The sequence below is a fragment of the Halodesulfovibrio aestuarii DSM 17919 = ATCC 29578 genome, assembly GCF_000384815.1.
GTDB classification, from domain to species: Bacteria; Desulfobacterota; Desulfovibrionia; order Desulfovibrionales; family Desulfovibrionaceae; genus Halodesulfovibrio; species Halodesulfovibrio aestuarii.
Window position 1 is genome coordinate 340,857 of the sequence record NZ_ARQF01000021.1, and the last position, 21,880, is coordinate 362,736.

The following is a 21,880-nucleotide window of genomic DNA, read 5'->3' on the forward strand; positions in this document are numbered from 1 at the left end:
TCTCCTGATAAACTTTAACGAGGTCACAGCGTGATTGTAACGTCTAGGGTTTATCAGTCAGTGATATTCTCAGGGCTTTTTGCTGGCTGTGTCTTGTATCAAGTTGGGAGCTTGATCTTTAACGGGATGTTATCTGTAGAAAAAGATCCCAGCAATCTGCTGCAATGAAATCCGGATGTTCAGCTTCAAGCTCTTCCCGCGTGGCTTCCCCTGTACATACTCCGGCTGTGAGTGTTCCTGCCGCCTTGCCGGTGTGAATGTCCATAATGTGGTCGCCTGTCATTATTGCTTCTTCAGGTTGGCAGCCGACAAGTGCGAGTGCTCTATGCAGATGATCCGGGTCTGGTTTTACCATCGGTACATCGTCACGGGTGAGTACAATGGGGCAGTACTCATCAACATCCGGAAAAACAATATGTACTGCTTCTGTGCAGTTGCGGGTGACAATACAAGGGATGATGTCGCGTTTCAGCAGTTCCGATAGTAACTTGCGCCCCCATGTAAATATGTCGCTTCGTGCAGCAGCTTCAAGTTCAACATCTTTTGTGGCACTGATTGCGGCTTTTTCTATTGCCTCTGCAATAGATAGTTTTTCCTGTGCCGCCTGTTTTTGGGCCATATCAAGCCATTCAAGAAGAGGGAGCCCATTGAGATCCGGAAGGTTGGGGTACACCCCCTTGACCGCAGTATGTGCCCGTTGCTTCATTTCATTAAAATTAATGGTCGGGATAGCAAGGGTGCCGTCGAAGTCGAAAACAACAGCTTTGAGTGAATGTATCATGTTTTTCCTCGTGTCAGAGCGAAGGGCTCTCGATGCGGCGTGTAGTTAATCGTAAGCCGGAACAGTTGTATTTTTATAGGGCGCACTCTGGAAGGTCAATACGGCAGTTGCGGCGGTATAGGTACTGTTTTGCCAGACGGGGTGTTGGTATACATAAATTAATACGATGACAAACGCTGGCACGTCATATGGTGTTATAATTCGTGTCGGGATAGTAGGGAAAAGTGAAGCAGGACATACAGGGAATACTAAAAGACGTGGAGAGGTGAGGCGTATATTCTACAGAGAAATGCGTGTCAGGCAAAAAAAAAGACCCTTAAAAAAGGGTCGTAATTTTATGGTAGCGAGGGAGGGAATTGAACCCCCGACACTGCGGATATGAGCCGCATGCTCTAACCAACTGAGCTACCTCGCCATCAAATCTAAACCATGTGTAAAAACATGATCGCTAAGTGCGAGATGTTTTTTGAATAAAACAGGCGGGAAAGTCAAGCTAAAAAATAAAAAAGTACGGAGAGCATGAACTGGTTATACGTTCTGGAGGACGCATGCAGACACGGTTCATGGACGTACTACCAAACAATATCCAGAGGGAGATTATGGAGTTTTTTATTGATACCGCTAGTATAGAAGAAATTACAATTGCCCAAGAGCAGGGTCTAATTGATGGAGTGACTACTAATCCCACTTTGCTTTCACGTGAGGGCATAGACTGGCGTGTTCGAGCGCAAGAGATTCTAGAAGTAGTGAAGGGGCCTGTTAGTCTGGAAGTTGTTGCGGAAGACGCTCCGGGCATGATTGCACAGGCGCACGATCTGAAAAAAATGGGTGATAATGTTGTCGTAAAAATTCCTATGACACCGGAAGGGTTAAAGGCCATTAAAGCGCTTTCTGATGAGGGTATTGATACAAATGTCACGCTGGTTTTTTCATCTTTACAGGCGCTGCTTGCTGCGAAATCTGGTGGTGCATATGTCAGCCCGTTTATCGGTCGTCTTGATGCTATCGGCAGTAGTGGTATGAATTTGGTGGAAGAAATCCGTACCATTTATGATAACTACGGATACTCCACCAAGATTCTTGTCGCGAGTGTCCGTCATCCTGTGCATGTACTTGATGCGGCGTTGATCGGTGCGGATGTGGCAACAGTTCCTTTTGCTGTGTTACAGCAGTTTGTACATCATCCGCTTACAGATAAAGGTCTGGCTAGCTTCCTTGGTGACTGGCATAAGCTGACAGGCGGTAATTGGTAACCGGATAAAGAGGCTGACGGAGCGGGCTAATGTTCTGACTGGTTGGTCTGGTTTCAGGTAGAGATGTAGTGTCGCCATACTGCGCCGCGCTACGGATTTTGTAATACAGTGCTCAGTTGCTTTTGCGGTTGAGCACTTTTTCTTTTTTGTGTGAAAAGAATTGCCCCGATACTTGCAGTAAACGGTGCGACAAGAACAAGCCCAAAACTTCCAACGAGGGTTTTGACTACTTCCGCTGCAACGTAAAGCATGTTGAACATATTGATGACGGGAATCCCCTGCGCCATAAATGCCATGAGTAAGGTCACATAGCCGCCTGAATAGGCAAGGAGCAGTGTGGTTGTCATAGTTCCTACAACTGCGCGTCCAACTCTGAGGCCGGAAAGTAGTGCTTCCCTTCTGCTGATTGAAGGATGGGTATCCACTACCTCTTGCAAGCTTGCAGCTACATCCATTGCTAAATCCATGACAGCGCCGGACGCTGCAACAAAGATGGCAGCCACATATATTTGTGTAATATTAAGATGCGCGTAGCCTGCATAGAGCAATGTTTCTGCAAAAGGCATTATCGCGCCATGCAGTTTGAAGGCGGAGGTTGCCCATATTGCCAGAATACAGCTGCTTGTTACTCCGAGCATTGCTCCCAGAAATGCCACTGTTCCCATGCGGCTAAGTCCTGCTACAAGAAAAATGATTGTCCCTGTAAGGATTGCTACAATGGCCAGCGCAAGCCAAATAGGATCAATGCCGAGCAGCAAGGACGGAATGAAAATTTTCCATAGGACAAGTCCGGTGAAAATAAAACTGAGTAGAGCCTTTGCGCCGGTTTTTCCACCAAAAAGAATTAATAGTAGTGCAAAAAGGCAAAGCAATCCTAACTCAAGACCGATCCGGTAATGATCCTGAGGGACGATGGTGTCTATTTTTCCTTCGGGGGTATGAGTGACAACAAGTAGCGCGGTGTCCCCCACGGAAAATGCTTTGTCTATGTCCAACCGCCCCATGAGTGGGTTCGTTACAGTGAATATTTCGCCTTTATGTGCACCTTCAAGCATCTTCACATCAAGAATCTGGACCCCCACCGTGACCAGTGAGTGTCGTTGAAGCTGACTGTTGTCTACAGAAAGAACAGCTCCCTTATATTGATCCGCAGTGTCGTCGATTCTGTCATCAAACGGCGTCGGGATATTCCATAGAACTATAGAAAGGAGCAGGAAAACGCCAATAAGGATGGTGTCACGTGTTGTTGTCTTTGTCATAAGATTCACCTTGCTATGGGGAGAAAGGAAATGGCGGCACAGGGGGTGCACCGCCATTTCTGGAGTCATGGACTGATGTTACTTAGAGGCTACGCTTACTTCTGGAGCAATTCCCATGACAGCCATAATCTTTTTGGCGATTTCAGACTGGTGATAGTTGTTTCTAAAACTTTCTGCACCAACACCAATTGCGCTGGTTACAACCGGAGTGCCTGTGTGTTTAAAAGATGTCCATGCAAGACCGGCTTTGTTGTTTATAGTGTGGGTTACGGCTACAACAAGCGGGTCATAGCTCCCGTACAGGATGGCTGCCTGTGGTGAATTATTTTGGATAAGGTGGCCTGCCATGGATTGGACAAAGGCTTCTTGAAGGTTTGCAACCTCGAATGGCTTAAGCACCATAGCGTCTTTTTTAGGGTCGCCTTTGAATTTAAGACCGAAGTATTTTGTGATCTGAGGTTTAAGGTCTTCAAATGTGTTCTTACCGTGTGCAGAATTTTTAAACGGCTCCATGACTTCCTGAGTGAATTTTTCAAAGGAAACATTCTGCGCTGCAAGGACATCAAAATGGCTTTCGTATTTTGTTCCTGCAAAACCAAGAGTCATACCGCCTGTTTCATGGTCACCTGTAACAACGATCAGGGTATCGTTCGGGTGCTTTTTGTAAAAATCCACAGCTTCTTTTACTGCGTTGTTAAAGGCTACGGTGTCCATTATTGCGGCTTTTGCATCGTTCGCATGGCAAGCCCAGTCTATTTTACCGCCTTCAACCATCATGAAAAATCCCTTTGGATTGTCGAGCAGTGAGATGCCTTTAGCCGTGAATTCTGCAAGAGAAATATCCTGTGCACGTCGGTCAATTTCGTACGGAGTTGCACCGGCATCCTGTAACCATTCGTTGTATGTCAGTACCTTGCCGCTCTTTGGGGATAATTTATCAAAGCCATTACGGGTTGAAACAATTTTGTACCCGGCTTTTTGAATAGCGTTGAATGCGTTGCCGCGAGCTTCGATACCCTTACGGGTGCCCTTAGGATCTTTCAGACCGCCCCCTGCAAAGTAATCAAAATTGGAAGCTGCAAGGGCGTGATCGATATAATGGTACTGGGAGCGTTTCGGGACATGAGCATAGAATGCAGCAGGTGTTGCATGGTCAATGGAAACACTGGATACAATTCCCACTTTCTGACCTTTGTCATGCGCCATTTCTGCAATGGTTTTTACGTCTTTTCCTTGAGGGGACATGCCGATCATACCAATGTTTGTGATTTGACCGGAACTCATTGCAGTTGCGGCGGCAGCTGATCCTACAATAAATCTGTTATTCGCCTGTGTTGTTGTGATGCCCTGAACAGGGAAGTTGTCAAAGGTCAGTTTTTCGCCGGTAATTGCTTCTGTAGACATTTTTTGCGCAATGCCCATGCCATCACCGATGAAGAGAAACACGTATTTAGCTGGTTTTCCAGAGTAGTATTCTCCGGCATGAGTTGTACAGACTGAGCTTGTCAGCACAATAAGTGCACAAGTAATTGCTGCAATAGAACGTAGGGTTAAGAAACGCATCACGAACTCCTTGAGCTTGATTCTCGGGCAACGGTGTAAAATGCATGTTGCCTGATAAAAGCTGTTCGACGCTATTGAGTCACATACATATGGTTTTGCATGCTTTTGGCGCACAAAGCGCAACCTCTAAAAAGTATTGCGCTTTTTTTGCAATCTGCATGTTACTTGGTGATGGCGTTGAAAAAACTTTTTAGTGAAGAATGTTAAGGTGTTGTGACGTGAGTAGGTTTTGCTGAATCAAAAAAAGAGAAGCGGTCAGGCTTCTCTTTTGAGTTGGATATGTATGCGGGCTGTTAGTGATTCAGGATTTGCTCAAGGAACCTTTTGCAGCGTTCTTCACGCGGTTGGGTGAAGAATTCTTTTGCCGGTGCATACTCAACAATCTGCCCTTGATCCATGAATACCATGGTGTCAGCTACTTCGCGGGCAAAACCCATTTCGTGGGTAACGCAGATCATGGTCATGCCTTGGTCTGCAAGTTCGCGCAGTACGTCGAGAACTTCTTTGATCATTTCAGGATCAAGTGCGGATGTCGGTTCGTCAAAAAGCATGATTTTCGGTTGCATGGCAAGCGCGCGAGCGATTGCAACGCGTTGTTGCTGTCCACCGGAAAGCTGCCCGGGGAATTTGAGTGCCTGTTCGCCGATACCTACGCGCTCAAGGAATGTGTATGCTATTTCTTCTGCTTGCTTACGAGGGATCTTGCGTACCCATATCGGGCCGATAGTGACGTTGTCGAGAATAGACAGGTGCGGGAACAGGTTGAACTGTTGGAAAACCATACCCACTTCACGGCGAATCAGTTCAATATTTTTTGTATCGTTTGTCAGGGTAGTTCCATCAATAATGATATTGCCTTCCTGATGTTCCTCAAGACGGTTTAATGTTCTGATGAGGGTGGATTTTCCCGAACCGGAAGGCCCGCAAATAACTACTTTTTCCTGTTGACGAACTTGGAGGTTGATATCTTTTAATACATGGAACAGACCGTACCATTTGTTTACGCCGTCCATCTCAATAATGACTGGGGTATTGGCAAGATTGGGTGCTGTATATATCTGACTCATAATTATTCCTTGCTAATCAACTTGGGCGCATATTCTTTTCGAGGAGTAGACTGTTCGGGACAGTGATTAGAAAAGAGACCAGTCTTAGAGCGTTACAACTACGCATGCTTCTTTCAATGTATATTTCCTAGCGGAAAGGTGGCGCGTAAATGAGACCGCCATTGTTCCACTGGTTGTTGTAGCCGCGTTCGAGACGAAGCGGAGTGTTCTTGCCAAGGTTACGATCAAAGATGTTGCCGTAATTTCCGACCATTTTGATGACGCGGATTGGTGCGTTGTTATCAAGACCAAGGTTTTTCCAGAGGGTACCGGTAACGCCCAGCATTCGCTGAACTTCAGGATCTTTGGTTTCTGTTGCTACCTTATCTATGTTTTCAGCTGTGATGCCCTTTTCTTCAGCAGCCATGGTAAGCCAGATTGTCCAGCGCACAATGTCTGCCCACTGGTTGTCACCTTGGCGTACGACAGGCGCAAGTGGTTCTTTGGATAGAAGCTCTGGAAGAATGATGTGATCTTCTGGTTTTTTCATAAGAGAACGTTGCGCTGCAAGGCTGGAAACGTCGGTGGTATGTACGTCACAGCGACCAGCCTCGTATGCAGTACGCACGGCTGGCTGTTTGTCGAAAGCAACTGGAGTAAATTCCATATTGTGCTTACGGAAGTAGTCAGCAACATTGAGTTCAAAGATAGAACCGGTCTGAAGACAGACAGTTGCACCGTCGAGTTCGCTTGCTTTGGTTATGCCGAGCTTTTTACGAACCATAAATCCCTGACCGTTGTACAGCGTTACAACAGTAAAATCGAGACCGAGGTTAGTGTCTCGGCTCATGGTCTGGGTCATGGTGCGGGAGAGCAAGTCAATTTCACCGGACTGCAAAGCGGGAAGGCTTTCTTTGGAAGTAAGTGGTGTGTATTTTACCTCAACGTTAATAGCCGCACCGACAGCGCGGCAGAAATCAACATCAAAGCCAATACGGTTGCCAGAGTTGTCCACTGTCGAGAAGCCCGGAGCAGCAATGTGCGTGCCGCACTTAAGATAGCCACGCGTTACTACGTCTTCAAGAGTAGACGCAAAAGCGCATGAGGCAGAAAGAACAAAAGCAAGAGCGAACATAAGAGTGCGTGCTGTGCGCATAATAAAACCTTCCATGAGAAAATCAGAGCTGACCTGATGGGCACTGTTGAACTAAAACGTGGCAGCTGACCAAAGACTGTGTGAAAGTCTGTGTCTGTAGCCATCATTATACAACCGAACTGCTTGAAGCAGAAGAGACTACCGTAGAGAATCATATTGAAGATTGAAAAGAAAAAACGCTCTTCATGGCATGTTACATAGTTACAGAAACAATATGATTTGTTTGCTGTCTAATTTGAAACAGGCTGGTTTGCAAGAAAAGGCATGGTGTCTTTGTTTAGGAGTACGGGCTATGTGTAAATCATTTTCAGCAGATATAAGTCATGTATGCTGGATGGGCAGACATGGAGGCTGAAGATGATGCGTGATGTAATGTGGGCAGTTGCGACAGTTTTTTTTCTTGTAACTGTTTTTTTTGCAGGACTTGTTGCTTTATGGCTTTTACCCTTTGTGTTGATATTTATGCTAATGACGCGTCGCTTTTAAAGCGCGAAAAGCCACAGTGTTTACTGTGGCTTTTATTTATTTAACATTGCAACTGGTGATTACTTTATTGAATGTGAATTTGGTTTTTTGCGTGTATGTGTGTTCGGGGAGAAGTACTGTTGGAGGAAAATCAGGACGGTTGGGAGAGTTTGGGAAGTGCTGTGTTTCAAAAGTAATAGCCCCGTGTCTTGGAACGATTATGTCATTCCTATACTGTGTCGTACCATCAAGATTATTTGCTGTGTATATTTGAATGCCGGGTTCAGATGTTGCGATGCTGATACTGCGCCCGGAATCAGGGTGAGTGAGCATAGCTGCCAGCCGCACTATGTTATCGTGATCTTTTGAAAGGACATAAGTGTGGTCAAATCCACCTGCAAAAACGAGCTGTGGATCTTTCTTGTTTATTTTATCTCCGATGACAGTAGGAATAGTCAGATCCATAACCGTGCCTACAACGGACTGTGGAGCATTGGCAGTAGGGATGCATTCTTCATTAATAGGAAGATAGTCTTCAGCGTGGACAGTAAGTATATGATCTGAAATGCTTGAACCGATTTTACCGGATAGATTGAAATAGGTGTGATTGGTTAAGTTAAGAACAGTTGGTGCGTCTGTGAATGCTGAATAATCAATGGTTAAGGTGTCCTGTTTGTCCAAGGTGTATGCAATCTGTACAGAAAGTGTACCTGGAAAGCCCATATCACCATCGGGTGAAATGTGTTGCATAATAACAGAAGCGCTTTCTTCATGTTCAACCATGTGTGCGTTCCACACATATTTATCAAAACCCTGTGAGCCGCCATGGATATGGTGGCTGCCGTTATTTTTGTCTAAATGATAAGTCGTCCCGCCCAACCGGAACGTTGCACCTTCAATTCTGTTTGCGTATCTACCAACAATAGAACCGAAGTGATGGTTCTTTGTCAGATAATCTTCCAAGGTATCAAACCCTATGGTTATATCACCTACATTACCCCCACAGTCTGGTGTTGCTATCTTTAAGATGGTGGCACCGTACGTCATTAACTCAACAGTTATCCCTCTGTCGTTATTAAGAGTATAACGCTCTATGACTTCTCCAGAGGGAGTAATCCCAAAAGAATCAATTGCTACCTTCATACTTCCTCCAAAAAGTACTGTCGGACTATGACTAAGAGCGTAACCAAGCTTTTGCCTACGTGTAAGGATTTTTCTCACAGAGACTAACAGAGCAGTCTGTTACATTAATTAAAACAAATTTGTGATTTTTGTAACAAAGCTTTCAGACTCTTGTCGGATAAGTAGATTATGAGGATTGACCAAAATTTTGTTTGCACTTCACTGTTTGTGAATAAAAGAACATTCAACGCGACCGTCACCTTTTTTTTTCAGTGTAAAAAGGTTCGTACTGTGAGTAAAAAAAAAAATTTGTGAGTAAAGACTCTCGTGTGTATTTATAAACTACGACACGGGTTATCTACTTCGCGGTGCGCGAAGGTAATAACAATTTTTCATACACTGATACTTTCTACGGAGATGTCTAATGGCTGTACGTGAAGAAGTGAATGGATTTTTTATTCCTAGTGTTACTTTGATAGGAATTGGTGCTCATAAAGAAATCCCAGCAAAAATTCGTGCCTTGGGTGGTAAAAAGCCTCTCTTGGTTACAGATAAAGGGATTACTGCAGTTGGTATTACTAAGCAGATCGTTGATTTGCTTGCATCAGAAAACATGGAATGCGTTGTTTATGATGAAACTATTCCTAACCCAACAGACACAAATGTTCATGACGGCGTTGATGTGTATCGTAAAGAAGGTTGTGATTCACTGATTACCCTTGGTGGTGGTAGCTCTCATGACTGTGGTAAAGGTGTCGGCCTTGTTGTTGCTAATGGCGGAAAAATTCATGATTACGAAGGGGTAGATAAGTCTACTAATCCAATGCCTCCATACGTTGCTGTTAACACAACTGCTGGTACAGCATCAGAAATGACTCGCTTCTGCATTATTACAGACACTTCCCGCAAAGTTAAAATGGCTATCGTTGACTGGCGTGTAACCCCGACTATCGCATTGGATGATCCAATGCTTATGGTAGGTATGCCTCCAGCACTTACTGCTGCAACAGGTATGGATGCTTTGACTCACGCTGTTGAAGCATACGTTTCTACTATAGCAACTCCGCTTACTGATGCATGTGCTGAAAAAGCTATCAGACTTATTGCCAAGCATCTTCGTGCCGCTGTTGCAAATGGTAAGGACCTCGAAGCCCGAAACGGCATGTGCTACGCTCAGTATCTGGCTGGTATGGCATTTAACAACGCAAGTCTTGGTCACGTTCATGCAATGGCTCACCAGCTTGGTGGCTTCTACGATCTTCCACATGGCGAATGTAATGCTATCCTTCTGCCACACGTTGAAAAATTCAACATGATTGCTAAGATGGATCGTTTTGCTGACATGGCAGTTTGGCTGGGTGAAAACATTGATGGTCTAAGCACTCGTGAAGCAGCTGAAAAATGTCTGAAAGCTATCCGTGAACTTTCCCACGACGTAGGTATTCCTAAGGGCTTGAAAGCTCTTGGCGAACGTTACGGTAAGAAAGTAAGCGTTGATGATATTGCAACCATGACTGCAAACGCACAGAAAGATGCCTGTGGTCTCACAAACCCTCGCTGTCCTACTGATCAGGATGTAATGGAAATTTACGAAGCAGCTATGTAATTAGCACGCACTATAATTCAAATGTAAAGCGGAGGGGAAACTCTCCGCTTTTTTTTTATATGACTAACGTATACATGCGCCTATAGTGAAGGCTTGTACGAAGTGTGCATCCATTATATAATTTATGTAAATCTGTGATGGCATGCAAATGCGCTAGGGAAAGGTTTTGCGAGCAGATCGGAATACAATATCCGGAGGCATTATGAAATTTGTAGCTGGAGACGTTATTCAGTTAAAGTCCGGCGGGCCGGAGATGACTGTGATCGAATTTGATGCCGCTACAGGATGGGTAAGCTGCAGCTGGTTTGTAGGCAGCGAGTTGAAGACAGCATCATTTCCTGTAGAAGCCGTAGGTGAATGTAAACTGTTCGTAGATGGTGCATATTAAAGGGAAAAGCCTTGTCGTTAGACAAGGCTTTTTGTTTAATCAGGTATAACATTAAAAACATGTGTACGTTGCCACACTGAAGAGAATAGAACACGCAAGAATTATAAGCACAATGTAACGTTCCATAAGGTTTTCTCCTTGTTGCGTTTTCGCTCATTTTATTCTTACTAGCGACTATATCATAATAATATTAGATTGTTATTATGAATTCTTACTAGGCATAAATAAGCTCTTACCGCGTTAATCAGTAAGAGCTTGGTCGTCAAAAAAGATAACTTCAGTCAATTTGAAGGAGGCAGGGGATTGTCTTTGAAAATGAAACGGGTGTAGAACCAGCTAAGCCCTAATAGGCAGAGTCCTAATCCTAAGAAGGAGAATACCCGGTACAAGCCGGTCAGTTCAGAAGCATCATACAGGAACACCTTCCCGACCGTTACAATCATGACTACAAGGGAGGTATATCGCAGCAGTTTGGCTTTTGAAATAACGCCTGCAAGCAGTAAGGTAATAGCAAGAATAAGCCATGCAACAGAGTAGGTGTAGATTTCTGTATTTGTAGTGATTCCGACCCCCAGATATTCCCCGTGGAAAAAATAGCGGACGTTCATATTGATCAAAACAAAGAGTAAGAGAAGGGCGAATCCACGAGTGGCGTTGGACCACAGTTTTCTATTTTCGAGAGGGAGTATGCTTTCAGCAATCAGTGTCCAAAGTATGGGGAGCCCATAAGGTAGTAGTAAATTGTTGCACACAAGCCATCCTTCAATTTTTTGGTGTGTCCAGAGTGGATTGTAGAATAAAAAATCATAAAATATGATTCGAAAAATGCCAATTGCGCATAAGCCTACGCCGCCTAACGTCAACGCAAATCGATCAAAGTAGTTACCGAAGAATAGCCATACGAAGCCAATTATGAATAGAATGTTAGTGAAGATGCCTCGCTGCAAAAAATCCGCTTTAGCAAAGAGTATATCGTTCAGTTCAACATAGAACGCATGGCGCGTCAGGTAATATCCCATTACAGCAGTCAAGATGATTGCTGCCAGCTCTAAAATCTGTACCCAAATGTCATCGTGATCCCGTCTCAGAAAGTAACTTGCACCAATAAACATCGCTGCTGGAACACCAAGTTGGAAGACTGGCCATTGAATAATCGGGAGGCTTACTCCTTCTACTATGCTTTGTTTCACTCCCCCTATTTTTGATATCATCAGGAGGGTCCCCAATATGTGTAGTTGGGGAAGTAACAGAATGACGAAAGCTAGTGCTAGTGCCATGCAGATAGGACGTAATGCTTTGATAGGGATCCGGCTATAGATCCATGCAATGGCAAACATTTCTGCTGTGAATGCAACGGGCAGGAAGTCGCGTTGTAATTCAATAGTGAGTGCGATGGAAATAAATGCTGCACTCGTTGCTGCAAATAATGCCAGCAAGTGATCTTGTTTTGGATGATCACGGTAGTATACTCGTATTTTATGCACTGTGTAGACAGCTATCCCTGCAAGCGTGATAGCTGTGACGCTCCAGAAAGATGGAATAGAATCGACCAGTTCAGTATGTCGTAGCTTGAAGTAAGCCAGTAGGTAAAAAGCAATACTGGTTGCTCCCGTTAATCCTGCCCAAAGTAGCGGGATCTTGGTGCGCCACAGACAAAAATATCCGGCTCCTGCAAAAGCTAATGCAAAGGCCGTAAGTATAAAAGCATACGTGGATACCTCTGCTGTATCCCACGCAATGAGCATTCCTATTGTTACGGTTACGGATACCAAAGGTACAAATCCGTATAACCGATCATTAAGGTACGCCAGACAAATGCCTCCAGCTGCTAACAAGCCAAATAACGACCATTCGAAAATGTCGAATCCGGCTTTTCCTGTGATAATTCCCAGCAGTATTAGGGCACCACTAAGCCCGATATAATTTAAGATGGACGTAAAATACGATGTCTGATTTTTATCAGTGCTTTCTTGTTCATAAGAATTTTTTGAACAGATAACGATGGTGGCACTGACTGCAATTAAAAATAATCCAAGCCAAAGTGCATCACTTTGGGCAAATACGCTGGTTGTCCAGAATACGACCCAGAAAAATGCACCAAGCAAGGTGGGGAAGGATAGTATCCACCAGTTCTTACGGCTGATGACAAGCAGCAGGCCGAAGAACAGCAGGTAAAGATAAACAAAGAATGTTAGAGAGTGTGGAGGAGTGGGGCCTAGCAAGGCAGGGGTGCAAAAACCGCCTATAAGACCAAGCAACGCAATGGGAGGGCCGTGCATTAATGAGAGAGCAACCGCCGTTGCGGTAACAATAGCCATGCCTGAGAAGCCCAGAGGATATGAGATAAGCTGATATAAATTGGTTGCAGCGAAGAGAGAGGCGTAAAGTACTGCTATTCCTGCTCCGGATAGGGATTGCGCGATACGGACACCGTTTTGAAAGTGCGTTTTTTTTCGTACCCATTCAGCACTATAAAGCAATGTTCCACCCAGTAATCCCCCTAAAACTACGCGTACTGCAGGAGTGAGCAGATTAATATCAATCGAATATTTAACTAGAAAAACTCCAGCAAGCGTAAGGGCTATACCGCCTATCCAAACAGGGAGTCGTACGCCAAATTGTTGTTCAAATCCAATATGTTTTTTTGATGCTGGTGTAGCTTCACTTGATTTTGAAGCCGGTTCTTCTTTTTCAAATGTGAATTCTGGTTCCTCATTATCCGTAACCTTGTTTTGTGATATGACTTCAGGAGCATCTTGGGGGGGCGCATGGTGTAAGGCTTTTTCGCTCTTGAGCGTTTTTGGGGGATAACTTCCTTCTATTTCAAAAATGGTCGTTAATTCTTGAACGATAGAACGAAATTGGTCTGATTCATTCTGTAATTTGTTGATAATGTGCCTATTTATCAAACAAAATATCCCAAGTCCTCCGCAAATAATGGTTACTATCGAAATGTGCAGTTGGAATAATGCTACAGAAATAAGGAAGATAACGACGCACAAAATCATCAGTTGTGTATGGAAGGGGTGCTTAATGTTATCGGCAATAGTATCAGGCGCTGTTGCACATGTCTTGAGGATAGCCTCTTTCATTTCAGGATGCTCTTTCCATTTTAGAATAACTTCGAGTTTTTTAGTAACAGTAGTCAGCTGTTCAGTTTCTGTATGCAGTTTCTTGATGCTGCTGCGATTTATCCATGGCAAAATTAAGCAGCATAACCAACCCGTTAATCCAATGAAGGCCTCCATTACCTTTCCAAGTAGTATAAATCCTGCAAACAGAAGGAGAATGCTGCCGCCCAAAACTTGCGTCTGGACTCCAAAGAGGGTTTCAGTATTGGGCTTTGTATTGTCTTCTGCTTCCGAGTTTTTTTCGGGGTGTGGTTGAGATTCAGAAGAAGCCTGTTCATTCTTAAGGTTTATGAGAACATCATTTTCGTTTTTTTCAAAAAGGAAACGCATATCCTTTATGTTAGTGGCAAGCTGAACATGCTTTATTCGTAGTTTGTTAATTCGGCTGCGGTTTATCAATGGCATGACGAGTGCTGAAATTAAGAAGAATATCCCGCTGCAGAGAATTACAATTCCAATTATGCCCATGAATACTCCCATAAAATAGGGTGCGTCCGCCATGTAGGGCATTTCCATCATTTTTTTTCCTTTTAGGTTGGGGCTGGTTTATTCAGATCATACCGTATTCTTGTCAGTGTGCACTGCATATAGATGTTGTTCGATGATAAGCAGCCGAGGGAAGTTTGATACAACTAATTTTATTGGTCGTATTTCTAGAAGGAGCTAAAATTGTTGAAGGCTGGTATCTGGTGGGGTAGTTTTGTTTTAAATTGTATAATTACATAGACATAGGGCAAGAAGAAACAGATGCCAGCAGCCACGAGTTCGATCCTTAAACTGGAAATCGAATTGGCAATTTGTTTTTCTTCTTAGCTTTCACAACCTTTTCGAGTAGGCATTTTCGGTACAGTCTGGTTGTGTTAAGTGCTTGCCGTAATCTGATATCAAGGTGGAAAAATGAATATTACACATGGAACAAAACATGATTACGAAGTTATTATTAATGTCTGGGAAGCTTCAGTAAGAGCGACCCATGCTTTTGTGCGAGAAGAGTATCTTCAGGAACTGAGGGTGCTGATATTAGATTCTGCTCTGCCTGTCGTTGATATTTATCTGATTAAAGATGAAATAGGCAATGTTATGGGATTCATGGGAATTTCTGGTGAAATGTTAGAAATGCTGTTTGTTGCTCCTGAACACTTCCGCAAAGGACTTGGCAAAGCTTTAGCTACATACGCTGTTGAAGAGTGTGGTGTTACTAAGGTTGATGTGAATGAGCAGAATCCAGAGGCACACAAATTTTATCTTGCTCAGGGATTTAAGGTTGTAAGACGGTCGGCTACAGATGGCATGGGTAAACCTTATCCAATACTTCATATGGAGCTAGATAAGGTTTGCTAACAATGCTTAAGCCAAAAGGGTAGAAAGATAGAAACAAAAAAAGCTCTAATCCTTTGAAAGGATTAGAGCTTTGTTACCTCATGGTGGAGGCGGCGAGAATCGAACTCGCGTCCGAGAATGGTCCACTCGAAGCATCTACAGGTTTAGTTCCGGATTAATTTATCTCACGTTACGCTTTGCCCCAGAACAGGCGACGTAAGGCCAGTTCGCTGTATAAGTTTCGCTCCAGCTGCAGCAAACGCCTACTGAAACTAGTCGGATGGTGTTTTGTCATTCTCTAAGTCTATCTGACGTCAACAAAGAGAACGTGGCGGTCAATTAAGCTGCCATTGCGTATTCGTAATCGTTTGCAATTACTTTAGTGCCGCTTTTTACGAGGCCAGCGGCGCCTCGACCTGCAACTCCGGTTTCTTCTATCCCCGTCGAAACCAGTGCGCCCCCAATTGGGAGTATCTGTTTGCCAGAAAAAATGGGAACTGACATCAGATGGTTTAGTATGCGTTGTAATGGTCTATTCTGCAAGCAGAATGCATTTACGCAGGCGAAAGTAACTACGCTTTTTTATATTTCCCTGCAAGCAGAAAAAGATAGTGTTTTAGTGATAGTTTTCCTTTCACACCAAATATTATAATGCGGAAAATTCACTTGTCCAGATGGCAACGCGTTTATTTCGATAAATCTTCGATAATAAGTTTTGCAGCACGGTTCGCAGCGCCGGGGGCACCTACTTTGGTGCGGAGTGTCTCTAGGTCTTTACGGATAGCCGCGAGTTTTCCGGGAGTGTTGAGCCATGCAAGCGCACGTTGCGCAACCACATCTCCGTTAGCATCTTCCTGCAAAAGTTCTGGAAATACTTCACGCCCCATGATGAGGTTTGGCAATCCCACGTATGGAACTTTGACGAACTTGGTTCCCAGAAAAAATGTCAGTTTGGAAAGCTGGTAGGTAATTAATGTCGGCGTGCCGACAAGGGCGGACTCCAGCGTTACGGTACCGGATGCCGCAATGAGCATGGTACAGCCGCGCATGAATTCGTATCTGTTTTCTGGGCTGTGAATTGTGAGAGGGACCGAGCATGTCCATAGGGCTCGTAGTTGGTCCTGCGAAATCCCCGGAGCTTGGATGCAGTGGAACTCCAGTTCGGGATTTGTTTTTGCCATAATTGAAGCAGCAAGTGCAAATTGAGGCATGAGTGCTTCAATTTCTTTTTTGCGGCTTCCTGGCAAAATACCAATGCGGTTTTTTTTGGGCTGAATATGGTCAATGGAAGGCCAATTAATTACATCAACAAGCGGGTTTCCAATGTAATCGATGTCCATGTTGAACTGCTTATAGAACTCAACTTCAAACGGTAGAATAGAAAAAAGACGGGTCACGTGCTTGGCAATAAACTTGGCTCTGCCTGTACGCCACGCCCAGAGTTTAGGGGATATGTAGTAGTAGACAGGTATACCAAGGTTATAAGCATATTTTGCTACACGGAAGTTGAACTCCGGTGCATCAATAAGAATGACTGCATCTGGGCGACGTCGCGTAAGTTCATTTTTGATCTGCTTCAGCATCTTGAAAATTTCGAACAGGTTACCAAGAACTTCCGTGAAGCCCATGACGGAAAGATCTTCGACACGCAGGACTGTATCAAGACCTTTGAAACGCATTTCCGGTCCGCCCATTCCACAGAACGTGGTGGCTGGTGCGATGGAAGAAATGGCTTCCATGAGTTTTCCACCATGTAGATCTCCGGAGGTTTCTCCGGCGTTGATCCATATATTTTTACCCATCAAAAATCCTTGTTAATCCAAATCGTTGACTGCTATGGCTGGCTCGTTTGAGTAAAAGCGCATCATGACTCCAACAAAAATTATTGCAAAAAGAAGGCGAGTCCAGAGAGTGCCGCTGATATGTGCACCAATAAGCATCATTAATAATGTGTCTTCAATTAGTGCGTGAGCGAGCCCCATAAGTGTTAATGATGCAAAGACATCACGCTTGGATAATGATCCTGATTTTATTTCATGAATAATCAAACCGCTACCATATGTAATACCTAAGGATAGACCTAGTACGGTAAGGGTTGCAGCGTCTTTGCCTATGCCGATGGCTTGAAGAATTGGCCTGAGCAGCTCGTTAAGTTTTTCTGTTATGCCATAATATGTGAGTAAACGCATTAAGGCAAAAAGGGCAAGGATGATAACGAAAATGTATGCAAGGTTATTAGCTTCGTTCAAAGCCCATGGGATAAGGCCGGGTTCAGGCAGTTGGGGTTCCAGAAGGATTTTGCTTGGTTCTGCAAAGATGCCTGTTTTTGAAAAAACAAGATGCATAAAAAAGCCGACAAAAAATGCTGAGAGTATGCGGACAATGAGTTGGCCCATCATGGAGATACCACATTTTTGTGCAACCTTGCATTCAACGGGGAGAGAGTGAGCAATGAGCATCATGGTCGCGAGCGTTGTTATTTGAGCAACACTAAGCGGTGCCATTGTCGGAACCATTGAGATATAAACGATTAATCCACTGTATAGATTGACGATCATTGACGTCGCCCAAACCAGCCCCATTTCTGCAGGAAGTCCTGCAATACCCATAATAGGTTTAAGTGGTACTGCTAAATATTGGATAAGATCCAGTTCCTGAAGCAACTTAACGATAATGATGACAGGAATCATCACTTTGTATAGATCGAAGCTGGCGGAGGCCGCATCTTTTATGAGTGTCTTACATGCATTAACGAGCTTCACAGACGTATCCTTTCAACTGTTCAGTGATGTGGTGAGTTTCTTTTTTGATTGATAAAAAGAGGGAGGTTGCGTTTTGTTACTAGCCCATGTTTGAAAAATAGAATGCTCTGGTAACGTATTTTATGGCAGCGACGCTCTTTCTCTAATATTAATCAGGCCATATGTTATGATTCGGTGTTGAGCAGTATGTAATTACTGAGTGAGTAAATACTCTTATGGTAATGCGTCAAGAGAGAATCAAACAAAGAGAAGAAGCTACTATACTGCCGAGTTGGTATGGTGGCTTGTAGAAAAGTTGCGTGAGTGGCCGGATAGAATAAGTACGCCACTGAAATTGTGCAAATGCTCATTTTCAGTGGCGGTTAGATACTAGGATGTAAGATGGAGTCTAACTATTTCCATACCATTTTTTCATAAATTCAAGGTAGGCACCTGACTGGACATCTTTTAGCCAGTCAGTATTTTTTTTGTACCAGTTCAGAGTTTCTTTAATTCCGCGTTCAAAGGAGTACTCTGGTTCATATCCAAGTTCTTTCTGGGCAAGAGAGTAATTCATTGCGTATCTACGGTCATGCCCCGGGCGGTCTTGTACAAACGTGATTAAGTCTTCTGATTTGTCAAGATCATGTAAAATAGTGCGGATAACTTCAAGGTTGGTACGTTCTGCATTACCGCCAAAGTTGTATGCTTTACCGGCTTTCCCTTTCATCAACGTCAGATGCACTCCTTTGCAGTGGTCAGATACGTGGATCCAGTCACGGATATTCATGCCGGTTCCATATACAGGTAATGGTTTATCGGCAGATGCAAGTGTGAAGATCAAAGGAATGAGCTTTTCAGGGAATTGGTATGGTCCGTAGTTATTGGAACAACGGGTGATGGAAACGTTATAGCCGTAGGTGCGGTAAAATGCGTATGCAAGCATATCCGCGGAAGCTTTAGACGCAGAGTACGGGCTACTTGGATGAAGTGGCGTTTCTTCCGTAAATGCCGGATCATCAAGAGATAGATCTCCGTAAACTTCATCAGTGGAAACATGCACAAAACGTTCAATCTTTGCATTGCGGGCCGCTGTAAGCAAGACTTGTGTGCCCATAACATTAGTAGTGATGAACGGTGACGGATCGTTAATGGAACGGTCAACATGCGATTCAGCTGCGAAGTTAACAACAGCATCGATGTCGTATTTTTCGAAGATGGAATTTACTGCGTCGGCATTCGCTATGTCAGCGTGTTCGAAAAAGTAACGTGTTCCACCGTATTTTTTTTCAATGGCCTGTAAGTTTAAAAGGTTACCCGCGTAGGTGAGCTTGTCTATATTGATGACTGTAATGTCGCTGAATGTATTGAAAATATAGTGGATATAGTTTGAGCCGATAAAACCGCAACCACCCGTAACGAGTAAATTCATAAGAAGACCTCTAGAAAGAAAAATTTGTGCTGTTGTAACGGTAGATAGAAACAAGGTCAAACAGGAAGGGCTGGGGTAAAAAATAGTAAAATATTCAGCAGATAATATGTTATTGTTCTTTGTGTTGTATAATAACAAATGTGACAGCATTCGATTTTAGAAGGAGTGTAACACATTTTGTATAGTACTCACAGAGTTGAAGAAGGAGTAATTAGGGATAACCTTGCTAATTTTGCATAGATTAGCTAATTTATTTTGTTCAAATTTACTGATTTCACTTCGTGCAGCTAGCTTCTGACAACGGCTTCCGGCTTTCATGCCCTCTATTCACCACCAGACTTATTCCAGCGTGTGTATATGAAGAAAGGTATTTTACTTGTAGCATTTGGCGCTAATAATTTGCAGGCCCATCAAACGCTCAGGCTTCTTGATGAGCGGGTGCGTATGCGTTTTGATGGAGTGAACGTGCGATTAGCGTTTACTTCTGAACTTATTCGTGACCGTCTTGCTGCACAGCGTGTCAAACGCGATTCTGTTGTTAAGGCGCTGGAAAAAATGGCTTTTGAAAAATATACGCATATTGCTGTGCAATCTTTGCATATTATTCCCGGAGTAGAGTATGAGGATCTATGTGCTCATGCACAGGCTCTTGTAACTTCGGGGCGTTTGCAGAACGTACGTGTCGGGGCGCCGTTATTGGATTCAGCAGAAGATATTGCGCAGGTCGTTTCGGCAATTGTCCGGCATATTCCTCCCGGCCGCAACTCAGAGGAAGCAGTGGTTTTCATGGGGCATGGATCATCTCATGAAGGTGATAGTTGTTATGATGCTGTATACCAAAAGCTGCAAGAAGTTGATCCGAATATTTTTCTTGGCACGATGGACGGTAATCACACGCTTGAACATATTTTGCCGGAACTTCTAAAGAGAGAGACTAAGCACGTCTGGCTGATGCCGTTTTTATCTGTGGTGGGGCGCCATGCCCGGAATGACATGGCAGGTAGCGATGCCGGTTCCTGGAAATCGCAGATCGAAGCAGCTGGCTTACGCTGCACACCTATGGTGCTCGGTCTTGCTGAGTATTCCGGTTTTGTAGATATTTGGTTGGATCATTTGGATGCTACGTTGAAGCTTTTGTAATGTGGTAGTAATTGAGAGGGTGACATGGTGAGTAAAAGAATGCTGGCAAGTGTATGTATGGCAGCATTGTTAATAGGAACTCAGGCCGCAGCAGAAAATGCGGGGGTAGATTCTGTTGCAGATAATGTTTCAAGCACGACAGCAACATCTGCTGTTAAAATGGGAAGCACGGAAGCAACGCAGATTCAACTTATTGAGCAGGCAATACGTGAAGTGGAAGCGGAGGTTCAGCATGATAAGAAGAAGATGCATGAAGCTTCCGGTAATTCTCCCGTTACGTTGAGTAAAGAAGCTTCAACGCTTCAGTATGAGGCGCAGCAGCCTGTACAGACTGCTCGAAATGAGCAGTCCACTGGAGGACATGTCGTTTCTGCCGTACCGCCGTTGTATCAAGGTGGAACTGAAATTTCAGCAGAAGTGCCGAACTCACCGTTATTTCCGAAAGATGATTTAGAACTGGAGAAGGTTACTCCATACGAACCTGGCTATATTCAGGAATACGAACATGGTGTAATCAATTGGCTTACAGGTACTGTGACAGCCAAGGGCGAAAGCCTTTTCTCAGGACTTGCGGTAAGTAGTCGTCAGGCACGTTTAAAAACAGTGCGTGCAGCGACCATTGAAGCTCGTAAAAATTTGCTTGAAATTTTGAGCAAAATTCCAGTGACAGAGAATGTTCGCGTACAAAATATTTTGCATGCAGATGAAGATGTTATGCAATTTGTGCGTGGGGATATGCAGAACTCGCGTATAACTTCAGCAACCTTCACTACAGATGGCGTTGCGACCGTTACCGTAAGTATTACGCTGCGCGGCATGTTCCTTGAGAAGCTTCTCGGTAACCATGTGCTATTTCATAGAGTAAGTGACAATCCGTATTCAGCTGCCAATGCAGTTGCAGAATCTATTGAAAAAGCTGTGTTGTCTAAGTCTCAGGATGAGGCTCCAGAGGTAGACGCTGCTTTACCGACTGCATATACCGGATTACTTATTGATGCGCGAGAACTCGGGATCAGCCCTGCGATCACGTTTACTGTTGCGGATGAAGAAGGGCATATCCTGTACAGCCCTCGCGTAGTAAACCGCGATGTAGCATTAAAAAACGGTATGGTGGAATACGCAGGTACATGGGAAGAAGCTATTGCGTCAAAGCGGACTTCCTCTAATCCGTTGGTTCTTAAGGCTGTCAGTGTTCAGGGTAAAATGCACAGTAATATTGTGATCTCTGATGAACAGGCGTTGTTGTTGAAGCAAATCAACAACGCACATAAGTTCCTCGAAGAAGGACGCGTGGTGGTGGTTTGTAAGTAGATTGGTTGCCAGTTGTGATGTGACATTAAGCGAGGGAGTGTCGTGTTCATTCGCGATCGAAAGTGCGTTTCTTGTCGCGTGCAAGCAAGAAGCCGACATGCCTGTCGGAGACAAAAAAAAATTAGAAAAAGATAGTAAAAAAGGGGTGAATCCATCGGATTCACCC

The 21,880-nt window shown here is 44.1% G+C and carries 17 protein-coding genes, 1 tRNA gene and 1 other RNA gene; 7 read left to right on the forward strand and 12 right to left on the reverse strand.

The genetic code is table 11. The features are described from left to right. Positions 1 to 118 precede the first annotated feature (118 nt). Positions 119 to 781 carry an HAD family hydrolase gene (locus F461_RS0112310; RefSeq protein WP_020001472.1) on the reverse strand — a complete coding sequence of 221 codons (663 nt, stop codon included), beginning with the start codon at positions 779 to 781 and terminating at the stop codon, positions 119 to 121. Positions 782 to 1,119: 338 nt separating this feature from the next. Next, positions 1,120 to 1,196, reverse strand: a tRNA-Met gene (locus tag F461_RS0112315). A 184-nt stretch (positions 1,197 to 1,380) separates the two neighbouring features. Between F461_RS0112315 and fsa the strand changes: the two genes are divergently transcribed. Continuing rightward, the gene (fsa, locus tag F461_RS0112320) at positions 1,381 to 2,034 is read left to right on the forward strand and encodes a fructose-6-phosphate aldolase (protein WP_026364752.1); all 654 of its coding nucleotides are present in this window, start codon (positions 1,381 to 1,383) and stop codon (positions 2,032 to 2,034) included. 89 nt (positions 2,035 to 2,123) lie between these two features. On the opposite strand, the gene F461_RS0112325 is transcribed toward fsa, so the two are convergent. The 4 genes from F461_RS0112325 to F461_RS0112345 all read right to left on the reverse strand — a co-directional run bounded on the left by F461_RS0112325 (position 2,124) and on the right by F461_RS0112345 (position 7,058). Then, a complete protein-coding gene (locus F461_RS0112325) occupies positions 2,124 to 3,293 on the reverse strand; it encodes a YibE/F family protein (protein WP_020001474.1) in 1,170 nt (389 codons plus the stop codon). A gap of 78 nt (positions 3,294 to 3,371) precedes the next feature. After that, the gene (locus F461_RS0112330) at positions 3,372 to 4,856 is read right to left on the reverse strand and encodes an alkaline phosphatase (RefSeq protein WP_020001475.1); all 1,485 of its coding nucleotides are present in this window, start codon (positions 4,854 to 4,856) and stop codon (positions 3,372 to 3,374) included. A gap of 293 nt (positions 4,857 to 5,149) precedes the next feature. Then, a complete protein-coding gene (locus F461_RS0112340; protein WP_020001477.1) occupies positions 5,150 to 5,923 on the reverse strand; it encodes an amino acid ABC transporter ATP-binding protein in 774 nt (257 codons plus the stop codon). 127 nt (positions 5,924 to 6,050) lie between these two features. Next, entirely contained in the window at positions 6,051 to 7,058 is a 1,008-nt protein-coding gene (locus tag F461_RS0112345) for an amino acid ABC transporter substrate-binding protein (RefSeq protein ID WP_020001478.1), read from the reverse strand. A gap of 357 nt (positions 7,059 to 7,415) precedes the next feature. On the opposite strand from F461_RS0112345, the gene F461_RS19585 reads away from it, so the two are divergent. Further along, on the forward strand, positions 7,416 to 7,544 hold the full coding sequence (locus F461_RS19585; protein WP_020001479.1) for a hypothetical protein: 129 nt from the start codon (positions 7,416 to 7,418) through the stop codon (positions 7,542 to 7,544). A 36-nt stretch (positions 7,545 to 7,580) separates the two neighbouring features. Here the strand turns inward: F461_RS19585 and F461_RS0112355 are convergent, their stop codons facing one another. Further along, positions 7,581 to 8,666, reverse strand: coding sequence for an aldose epimerase family protein (locus tag F461_RS0112355; RefSeq protein WP_020001480.1), 1,086 nt, complete (start codon positions 8,664 to 8,666; stop codon positions 7,581 to 7,583). Positions 8,667 to 9,069: 403 nt separating this feature from the next. Between F461_RS0112355 and F461_RS0112360 the strand changes: the two genes are divergently transcribed. Beyond that, a complete protein-coding gene (locus F461_RS0112360; RefSeq protein WP_020001481.1) occupies positions 9,070 to 10,251 on the forward strand; it encodes an iron-containing alcohol dehydrogenase in 1,182 nt (393 codons plus the stop codon). Positions 10,252 to 10,453: 202 nt separating this feature from the next. Continuing rightward, on the forward strand, positions 10,454 to 10,639 hold the full coding sequence (locus F461_RS17845) for a YodC family protein (RefSeq protein WP_020001482.1): 186 nt from the start codon (positions 10,454 to 10,456) through the stop codon (positions 10,637 to 10,639). Positions 10,640 to 10,920: 281 nt separating this feature from the next. On the opposite strand, the gene F461_RS0112370 is transcribed toward F461_RS17845, so the two are convergent. Next, complete coding sequence (locus tag F461_RS0112370) at positions 10,921 to 14,289, reverse strand: DUF2339 domain-containing protein (RefSeq protein ID WP_020001483.1); 3,369 nt, start codon at positions 14,287 to 14,289, stop codon at positions 10,921 to 10,923. Between the two features lie 378 nt (positions 14,290 to 14,667). Between F461_RS0112370 and F461_RS0112375 the strand changes: the two genes are divergently transcribed. Next, the gene (locus F461_RS0112375; protein WP_020001484.1) at positions 14,668 to 15,111 is read left to right on the forward strand and encodes a GNAT family N-acetyltransferase; all 444 of its coding nucleotides are present in this window, start codon (positions 14,668 to 14,670) and stop codon (positions 15,109 to 15,111) included. Between the two features lie 81 nt (positions 15,112 to 15,192). Here F461_RS0112375 and ssrA read toward each other — a convergent pair. From ssrA to rfbB, 4 genes are all read right to left on the reverse strand, one after another. After that, positions 15,193 to 15,552: a transfer-messenger RNA gene (gene ssrA, locus F461_RS18935) on the reverse strand. Between the two features lie 224 nt (positions 15,553 to 15,776). After that, complete coding sequence (gene lpxB / locus F461_RS0112385; RefSeq protein WP_020001486.1) at positions 15,777 to 16,892, reverse strand: lipid-A-disaccharide synthase; 1,116 nt, start codon at positions 16,890 to 16,892, stop codon at positions 15,777 to 15,779. A gap of 12 nt (positions 16,893 to 16,904) precedes the next feature. Next, a complete protein-coding gene (locus F461_RS0112390; RefSeq protein ID WP_020001487.1) occupies positions 16,905 to 17,852 on the reverse strand; it encodes a nucleoside recognition domain-containing protein in 948 nt (315 codons plus the stop codon). A 388-nt stretch (positions 17,853 to 18,240) separates the two neighbouring features. Then, complete coding sequence (gene rfbB, locus F461_RS0112395) at positions 18,241 to 19,263, reverse strand: dTDP-glucose 4,6-dehydratase (RefSeq protein ID WP_020001488.1); 1,023 nt, start codon at positions 19,261 to 19,263, stop codon at positions 18,241 to 18,243. A gap of 357 nt (positions 19,264 to 19,620) precedes the next feature. Between rfbB and F461_RS0112400 the strand changes: the two genes are divergently transcribed. Both F461_RS0112400 and F461_RS0112405 read left to right on the forward strand, forming a co-directional pair. After that, complete coding sequence (locus F461_RS0112400; RefSeq protein WP_020001489.1) at positions 19,621 to 20,403, forward strand: sirohydrochlorin cobaltochelatase; 783 nt, start codon at positions 19,621 to 19,623, stop codon at positions 20,401 to 20,403. Positions 20,404 to 20,427: 24 nt separating this feature from the next. Continuing rightward, positions 20,428 to 21,714, forward strand: a complete 1,287-nt coding sequence (locus F461_RS0112405; RefSeq protein WP_020001490.1) for a hypothetical protein — start codon at positions 20,428 to 20,430, stop codon at positions 21,712 to 21,714. Positions 21,715 to 21,880: the final 166 nt, after the last annotated feature.